At 64.1% G+C, this 7,342-nt stretch carries 8 protein-coding genes and 1 pseudogene; 3 read left to right on the top strand and 6 right to left on the bottom strand.

Annotation, left to right across the window (positions count from 1 at the left end):
• Positions 1–92: 92 nt before the first annotated feature.
• From VF769_RS01110 to thiD, 3 genes are all read right to left on the bottom strand, one after another.
• Complete coding sequence (locus tag VF769_RS01110) at positions 93–1,253, bottom strand: phosphoserine transaminase (protein WP_331006522.1); 1,161 nt, start codon at positions 1,251–1,253, stop codon at positions 93–95.
• Between the two features lie 118 nt (positions 1,254–1,371).
• Positions 1,372–2,370 (bottom strand): PhzF family phenazine biosynthesis protein, encoded by a 999-nt coding sequence (locus VF769_RS01115; RefSeq protein ID WP_331006523.1) that lies wholly within the window; start codon positions 2,368–2,370, stop codon positions 1,372–1,374.
• Between the two features lie 74 nt (positions 2,371–2,444).
• On the bottom strand, positions 2,445–3,266 hold the full coding sequence (gene thiD / locus VF769_RS01120; protein WP_331006524.1) for a bifunctional hydroxymethylpyrimidine kinase/phosphomethylpyrimidine kinase: 822 nt from the start codon (positions 3,264–3,266) through the stop codon (positions 2,445–2,447).
• Between the two features lie 10 nt (positions 3,267–3,276).
• Between thiD and VF769_RS01125 the strand changes: the two genes are divergently transcribed.
• Complete coding sequence (locus VF769_RS01125) at positions 3,277–3,816, top strand: RNA 2'-phosphotransferase (RefSeq protein WP_331006525.1); 540 nt, start codon at positions 3,277–3,279, stop codon at positions 3,814–3,816.
• On the opposite strand, the gene folP is transcribed toward VF769_RS01125, so the two are convergent.
• Complete coding sequence (folP, locus tag VF769_RS01130; protein ID WP_414731754.1) at positions 3,813–4,583, bottom strand: dihydropteroate synthase; 771 nt, start codon at positions 4,581–4,583, stop codon at positions 3,813–3,815. The genes VF769_RS01125 and folP overlap by 4 nt on opposite strands.
• A gap of 167 nt (positions 4,584–4,750) precedes the next feature.
• Here folP and VF769_RS01135 point away from each other — a divergent pair, with 167 nt between their 5' ends.
• The gene (locus VF769_RS01135; RefSeq protein ID WP_331006527.1) at positions 4,751–5,224 is read left to right on the top strand and encodes an NUDIX domain-containing protein; all 474 of its coding nucleotides are present in this window, start codon (positions 4,751–4,753) and stop codon (positions 5,222–5,224) included.
• A gap of 27 nt (positions 5,225–5,251) precedes the next feature.
• A complete protein-coding gene (locus VF769_RS01140) occupies positions 5,252–5,692 on the top strand; it encodes a VOC family protein (RefSeq protein ID WP_331006528.1) in 441 nt (146 codons plus the stop codon).
• 57 nt (positions 5,693–5,749) lie between these two features.
• Here the strand turns inward: VF769_RS01140 and VF769_RS01145 are convergent, their stop codons facing one another.
• Positions 5,750–6,664, bottom strand: a complete 915-nt coding sequence (locus tag VF769_RS01145) for a hypothetical protein (protein ID WP_331006529.1) — start codon at positions 6,662–6,664, stop codon at positions 5,750–5,752.
• Positions 6,665–6,790: 126 nt separating this feature from the next.
• Positions 6,791–7,342: pseudogene (locus tag VF769_RS01150) on the bottom strand (DNA mismatch repair protein MutL); the annotation flags it as partial.

Consider the following 7,342-nt stretch of genomic DNA (forward strand, 5'->3'; position numbering starts at 1 on the left):
GTGCGGGGGAGGTGGCGAGCGAAGCGAGCCGGAGGGGGAAATCCGTTGGCCGTCTGCGCGGCATGGCCCCTCAGTCGCTTCGCGACAGCGGGTTACGACAACTCACTCACGAGCGTGGCGAACGCCCACTCGATCCACGGCGTCAGCGCCGCGACGTCGGACGCTTCGATCGTGCCGCCGCACCAGATGCGCAGGCCCGGAGGCGCCGAGCGATACGAGCCCATGTCGAGGCCCACGCCCTCTTTCTCCAGCAACGCGGCGAGCTTCTTCGCGAACTCGGCTTGCGCCTCTTCGCTCAAGCCGGTCACGCGCGCGTCGACCACTTTCAGACACACGCTGGTATTCGAGCGCGTAGCCGCGTCGGCCGCAAGAAAATCGACCCCATCGGTCTTCGCCACCCAATCGGCGAGCACCTTCGCGTTCGCGTTGGCGCGCGCTTGCAATGCCTCCAAACCGCCCAGCGATTCCGCCCATTTCAGCGCGTCGATATAATCTTCCGTGGCCAGCAAGGACGGCGTGTTGATGGTCGAACCCTCGAAGATTTCGAGATCGACTTTGCCCTTCTTGGTGAGGCGGAAAATCTTCGGCAGCGGCCGATCCGGCGTGTAGCTCTCAAGCCGCGCAATCGCGCGCGGCGAAAGGATCAGCATGCCGTGCGCACCTTCGCCGCCCAGCACTTTTTGCCAGGAGAAGGTCGTCACATCGCATTTCGACCAATCGATCGCTTGCGCAAACACCGCGCTCGTTGCGTCATTGATCGTGATGCCTTCGCGATCAGCAGCGATCCAATCGAAATTCGGCACTTTCACGCCCGACGTCGTGCCGTTCTGCGTGAAGATGATGTCGGCATCTTTGCGCGCCGCGCCCAAATCAGGCAGCGCGCCATAACCGGCCGTATGCGCTTTGAAATCGAGCTTCAGCTGCTTGGCGTCGGTCACCCATTCTTCGCCGAAGCTTTCCCAGGCAAAAATGTCGACCGGGCGGGCGCCAAGCATCGACCACATCGCCATCTCGATCGCGCCCGTATCAGACGCGGGCACGATGCCGATCTTGAAATCGGCCGGCACGCCCAGGATGGCGCGCGTGCGATCGATCGCTTCTTTGAGCTTGGCTTTGCCGGGCTTGGCGCGATGCGAACGGCCGAGGGCAGCGTCTTTCAACGCGTCCGTCGTCCAGCCAGGGCGTTTTTTGGTGGGTCCCGACGAAAAGCGGGGGTCAGCCGGGCGCAGCGCCGGCTTGGCGGGGGTATTCATCAACTTGTCTCCCATCCTCACAGATGAGCGTCCGCCGTTGGGAGCGGATGGCCCACATACCACCTGCCTGGGTTTGGGAATTTTTGCAATGCGTCGAATATCTCGACCGCAGCGTCAGCTATTTCTCGCCCGTTTCGTGGCCAACGCCTTCCGGCGGCGCAGGATGGGACGTCGGCGGCGACGGCGCTACTTCCAGGCCCGGCAGCATTGGATCGTCGAAGATCGCAGGCAGCTGCTTTGCCGCGCGCACGCGGCGCTTCTTGCGCTTCGGCGCTTCCGGATGCGCTTCGAGACGATTGTGCATGCGCGCCAACGCTGGATCGAGTTCACCGCGCAGGTACACAGCGACCTGCCCCAACAGGCGCACACTGGCTAGGGTCTGCACTGCGCGCACAAAGCCGCCACGTTTCGAAGCTTGCGCGCCGACCGCGCTCTCCAAATCGAAGCGATCGCACCAATAGGGCGCGGTGTCCGCGAAGGCCGAACCCGTCACCGGATCTTCATCCAAGCCTACGCCAGGCGCGAAAAAGCGCTGCACGAAATCGTACGGCTTGCCTTCGTCCGCCGGCGCCGAGACCACCAAGCAACCCTGGCGCGGGCCGCGGATCACCGTATTGATCGCCGCAATATCCGGCTTCAACGCCGCGAGCTCCGCTTCGCTGTCCAGCACGACGTTGGCGTATTCGCCCACGAAGGCGTCGATCAGCTCCACACCGCCCAACGCGGCGCCGACGTCGTCGTCTGGCGTCCACGGCGTCCGCTGCTTGCGCGGCAGATCGAGCGTGAAGCCCTCCGCCGTGCTACGCACGACCAACGCGCCGGCATGCGTATCGAACACCACAACCTCAAGCGTGGGATCGATTTCGCTGATCAAGACTGCGCCGGCGGCGAGCGTGGCGTGTCCGCAGATCGGCACCTCGTTGGTCGGCGTGAACCAACGCAGCTGGTAATTGCCTTTGAGGCCGGTCGGCACAACAAACGCCGTGGCGCTCACCTTGTTTTCGGTGGCGATGGCCTGGAGCGTGGCGTCCGGCAGCCAGCGCTCAAGCGGCGCCACCGCGGCGGGGTTGCCGGCGAAAACGCGATCCGTGAAGGCGTGCACGATCCAGATTTTCATGGGCTCCACCTATGCAAGGTGGCGAAGGCCCGCGCCAGCGCCAACCCCGTTCAAGGGTGAAGCGCGCTCGCCTATTAGGCGAGCCTGCAGGGCCAGCCATGGCCTAGCGGCTGGTGCCCCTGGCCAAAGCCCGGCGCGTTGCGGATCGCTTCCATGAGGTAAGCGCGGGCCTTTTCGACGGCGTGCTCGACGCCCTGACCTTGGGCCATGTGCGCCGCGATGGCCGACGCGAGCGTACAACCCGTCCCATGCGTCGCGCGCGTCTCGATGCGCGGGCTTTCGAACACGCGATAGCCTTCGCGCGTGAGCAGCACGTCGCGCACGGTGTCGCCCTCGATGTGGCCGCCCTTCACCAAAGCGGTGAACGCGCCCAACTGCTCCACCAGAATTTCAGCCGCGTTCATCTGTCCGTCGAGGTCGCGCACCTCCACGCCGGTCAACGCTTCGGCTTCCGGCGCATTGGGGGTCACGATCGCAGCGGTCGGCAGCAACTGATCGCGGATCACCTCGATCGCATCCTCCGCCAGCAGCGACGCCCCGCCCTTCGCAATCATCACCGGGTCAAGCACGACCGGCGCGCCATCACCCACCGCGTACCAGGCATCCAGCACCGTGCGCACATGATCGGCGGACCCGAGCATGCCGAGCTTCCAGACATCCGCGCCGAGATCACCCACCACGACCTCAATCTGGCCCTTCAGAATATCCGTCGGCACCGGATGCACGCCGGTCACGCCCAACGTGTTCTGCACGGTGACGGCCGTGATCGCGGTCATGGCGTAGCCGCCCAGTGCGGTGACTGTCTTGATATCAGCCTGAATGCCCGCCCCACCGCCGGAATCCGATCCAGCGACAATGAGGACGCGGCCTTTGGGTTTTGTGCGTGCTTGTGCCATGAACCTTCACATGGCTGACTATGTGCGCATTTCCAAGACGCTTTCGTATTGGCTGCGACATCAGCCGGATGCGGCCGGGATTGCGCTCGATGCGCAAGGCTGGGCAGCTGTCGACGATGTTCTTTCCGCCCTGGGCCGGGACGCTCTCCCGAACGACATCGAAACCCTGCTCGCCTTGGTCGAGCAAAGTGACAAGCAGCGCTTCGAACTATCGCCGGACTTGCATCGCATTCGCGCGAGGCAGGGTCATTCCGTGTCGGTGGATTTGGCGTTGGCGCCGACGCAGCCGCCTGAGACACTCTATCATGGGACGGTGGATCGCTTCCTCACCGCCATTCTCAGCGAAGGCCTGCGGAAGATGCGGCGCCATCACGTGCACTTATCGCAGGACATTCAAACCGCGGAGCGTGTCGGCGCCCGTCGCGGCAAACCAGTTTTGCTCGCGATCGACGCAGCCGGCATGCATGCTGACGGTCACAGCTTTTTCGTCACGGAAAACCAAGTCTGGCTCACGGATGCCGTGCCCGCGCTCTACCTGCGTCGCATCTAGGCTTGCATCGCGCGCCAGAGTTTCAGCGCTTGCACCGTCTCGGCCACATCATGCACCCGCACCATGCCCGCGCCCTGCTGCACCGCCAGTAGCGCCGCGGCGATCGAGCCGCCGAGCCGATCCTTGCCGGCATGCTTGGCGCGGGGATCAAGCGCCGCAATGAAGCGCTTGCGCGAGGCGCCGATCAGGACCGGGCGACCGACTTCGCTTTGAATGCGCGCCACCGCGCCGAGGAGCGCGAGATTGTGCTCGGCTGTCTTGCCAAAGCCGATGCCCGGATCGACCCAAATATCCGCAACACCCTTCGCTTCCGCCGCACCCACGCGTCGACGCAAGAAGGCGATCACTTCCGCCACTACATCGTCATAGCGCGGCTCAGCCTGCATCGTGCGCGGCTCGCCTTGCATGTGCATCAGCACCACAGGCTTGTGCAGGGCCGCCGCCGTCTCTAGCGCCCCCGGCGCCTGCAACGCATAGACGTCGTTCCAGATGTTGGCGCCCGCCGAGATCGCCGCCATCGCAACGCCCGGCTTCATCGTGTCGATCGAAATCGGCGCTTTAGTCGCCGCCCGCAGCGCCGCGATCACCGGTACGACGCGCGCGATCTCCTCGCCCTCGGCCACAGGCTCCGCGCCCGGTCGCGTGGACTCCCCGCCCACATCGATAATGTCGGCGCCGGCCTCCAACATCGCCAGGCCGCGCGGCGCGGCGGCTTCGTCATTGCCGCCGTCCGAGAAGGAATCGGGCGTCACGTTGAGGATGCCCATAACGTATGGTCCGCCTGCCAATTTCGGCGGCGGCAAGGTGAATTGGCTCATGGCCGGCGCGGATGACAGCGCGGGTTTCATGGCGCAAGTTTCCTCCGCAGTTGATAACGCCCCAGAAGCCCATTCTCACGTAAACGTGCGCGAATGAAACAATTGAAACCGAAACAATGAGCGAATGGCGGATCGCGTTCGAACCTCTGATCACGCCGATATTCCGTGCCTGGTGGCGGATGCGGCGCGGCATGACGCTCGGCGTGCGCGGCGTTGCGCTCGACGACCAGGGCCGCATTTTGCTGGTGCGCCACACCTACGCGCCTGGCTGGCACCTGCCGGGCGGCGGCGTGGAGAACGGCGAAGCCGCGCTCGACGCGATCCTGCGGGAGATGATCGAGGAAGGCGGTGTCGAGGCGATGGCGACGCCCACGCTGATCGGCTTCTTCTCCAATCATGCGAACTTTCCGAACGACCATATCGCGCTTTACCGCTTCGACGCCTGGCGCCCATGCCCGCCCTCAAGCGAAGGCGAAATCGCTGAGCGCGGCTTCTTCGCCGCCGATGCGCTGCCTGAGGGAGTCACCAAAGGGACGCGGCGGCGCATCGCTGAATTGTTTGAAGGCGCGCCATTGAGCGCGCATTGGTAGGCGCTACATAAGCGCCAAGGAGCCCCTATGCGCTATCTGCACACCATGATCCGCGTCGGCAATCTCGACACCGCGCTCGACTTCTTCTGCACAAAGCTTGGCCTGGTCGAGATGAGCCGCATGGATAACCAAGCCGGCCGCTTCACGCTTGTCTTCCTCGCCGCGCCCGAAGACGTCGACCTCGCGCGCGAACGCAAGGCGCCGATGGTGGAGCTCACTTACAATTGGGACGAACACGAATATGGCGGCGGCCGCAATTTCGGCCACCTCGCCTATCGGGTGAAGGATATCTACGCGCTTTGCCAAAAGCTGATGCATGCCGGCGTCACCATCAATCGCCCGCCGCGCGACGGCCACATGGCGTTCGTGCGTTCGCCAGACGGCATCTCGATTGAGCTGTTGCAAGAAGGCGAGCGCCTGCCGCCGCAGGAGCCTTGGGCGTCAATGCCGAACACAGGCGCTTGGTAAAGCAAAAGGCCGCGCTGCTTGCGCAACGCGGCCCGGCTTCCACGCGTTTGCGCGCGCTTATTCCGAATAGATTTCCGACACACTCAGCGTCGAGTTCTGCAACTCGCCTTGCGAATACGTGCCGACCCAGATGTCGTATTGGCCCGACGCTGGATTCGTGAACGTGACAGCCGGGTTGAGGCCCTCATTGCCGCCATCGTCATCGCAAACCCAATTACCTTGCGCGTCGTTGATGACAAGCACGGTGTCAGCGTCCGACGCCACTGAGATTACCAGCGGTAACGAACCCGAACCCGCCGTCCAATTCACGCGATAATCCGGCGCCTGGGCGATGAAGCCAAGGCAATTGCCACCGAGCTGCGACGCGTCCAGCGAACCGCCCGCCGCGATCGCGACGCGATGCGGGTCGGGCGTGAAGCCGGAGACTAGGTCAATGGCGCCATAAGCGGGATCGAGTGTGAAATCAGGCCCGCCTTCGCCTATAGGCGCTTGCGGCCCGCCTATCTCCGAGATGCTGAGCACCGCCGACGCGGTCTCGCCCTGCGCGCCGAAACGACCGACCCACACTTGATAGCGACCGCTTTGCGGCGCAGCGAAGCTCACCAATGGATTGAGATTGCCGCCGCTATCGTCATCGCAAACCCAGGCGCCGTTCGGCGCGCGCACGGCCAGCGTCGTGTCGGCGTCCGACTGGGCGAAGAAATACAGCGGGAAATCGCCCGAAGTATAACGCACCGAATAGGACGGGCGCTGCGCGATGAAACCCGCATTGCATTCGGCGCTTGCGCGCGTCGCATCGATCGCGCCGCCCGCGTTCACAGTGACGCTATGCGGATCGGGTTCGAAGCCTGCATTCAAACGTACTTGGCCGAACGTGCCGGTCGCGCCGGTGTTGAGGTTCTGTGCGTAGGCCGGCGTCGCCGCCATGCAGATCACCGCCATCGCGGCCACAGAACGTAGCAAAGCTTTCATGACATTCCCCAGTTCGCCGCGAAGCGCGCGGCCAGCGCATTCCCTCTCAGCCCCAATGTTCCCCTCCGCGCGCGCGAACGCAAGCGCGGAACGGGCCCAATCGCGGCGTTTTCAAGGTATTCGAGGCTAGCGGCGACCGAACAGCTTCTCGATGTCGGCGAGCTTCAACTCAACGTAGGTCGGCCGGCCGTGATTGCATTGGCCGGAGAATGGCGTCGCTTCCATTTGCCGGAGCAGCGCGTTCATTTCATCGCCTGTGAGCCTGCGCCCGGCGCGCACCGAACCGCGACAGGCCATCGATGAGCACACCTCTTCCAGCCGCTCCTTTAGCGCATGGGCTTCGCCAAGTTCGGCGATGTCGTCGGCCAAATCTTTCAGCATCCCCGCCGCATCGATATGGCCGAGCAGCGCCGGCGTCTCACGCACAAGAATGGCGCCCGGCCCGAACGGTTCGATTACCAGCCCCAGCTGGCCAAGCTCTTCCGCGCGCGCCGCTAGCGCTTCGGCTTCGCCCGGATCAAGCTCAACGACTTCCGGAATGAGCAATGCCTGCCGCCGCACGCCGCCATTGGCGAGCATCTGCTTCATGCGCTCATAGACAAGCCGCTCATGCGCGGCGTGTTGATCGACGATAACGATGCCGTCTTCAGTCTGCGCGACGATATACGTCTCATGGAT

It is taken from the genome of Vitreimonas sp., assembly GCF_036392335.1.
Classification (GTDB): domain Bacteria; phylum Pseudomonadota; class Alphaproteobacteria; order Caulobacterales; family Aquidulcibacteraceae; genus Vitreimonas.

Excerpts from the sequence above, each read along its gene's own strand:
- VF769_RS01110 (WP_331006522.1), bottom strand. The coding sequence starts at position 1,253 with ATGAATACCCCCGCCAAGCCGGCGCTGCGCCCGGCTGACCCCCGCTTT.
- VF769_RS01115 (WP_331006523.1), bottom strand. The coding sequence starts at position 2,370 with ATGAAAATCTGGATCGTGCACGCCTTCACGGATCGCGTTTTCGCCGGC.
- thiD (WP_331006524.1), bottom strand. The coding sequence starts at position 3,266 with ATGGCACAAGCACGCACAAAACCCAAAGGCCGCGTCCTCATTGTCGCT.
- VF769_RS01125 (WP_331006525.1), top strand. The coding sequence starts at position 3,277 with ATGGCTGACTATGTGCGCATTTCCAAGACGCTTTCGTATTGGCTGCGA.
- folP (WP_414731754.1), bottom strand. The coding sequence starts at position 4,583 with ATGGGCATCCTCAACGTGACGCCCGATTCCTTCTCGGACGGCGGCAAT.
- VF769_RS01135 (WP_331006527.1), top strand. The coding sequence starts at position 4,751 with ATGAGCGAATGGCGGATCGCGTTCGAACCTCTGATCACGCCGATATTC.
- VF769_RS01140 (WP_331006528.1), top strand. The coding sequence starts at position 5,252 with ATGCGCTATCTGCACACCATGATCCGCGTCGGCAATCTCGACACCGCG.
- VF769_RS01145 (WP_331006529.1), bottom strand. The coding sequence starts at position 6,664 with ATGAAAGCTTTGCTACGTTCTGTGGCCGCGATGGCGGTGATCTGCATG.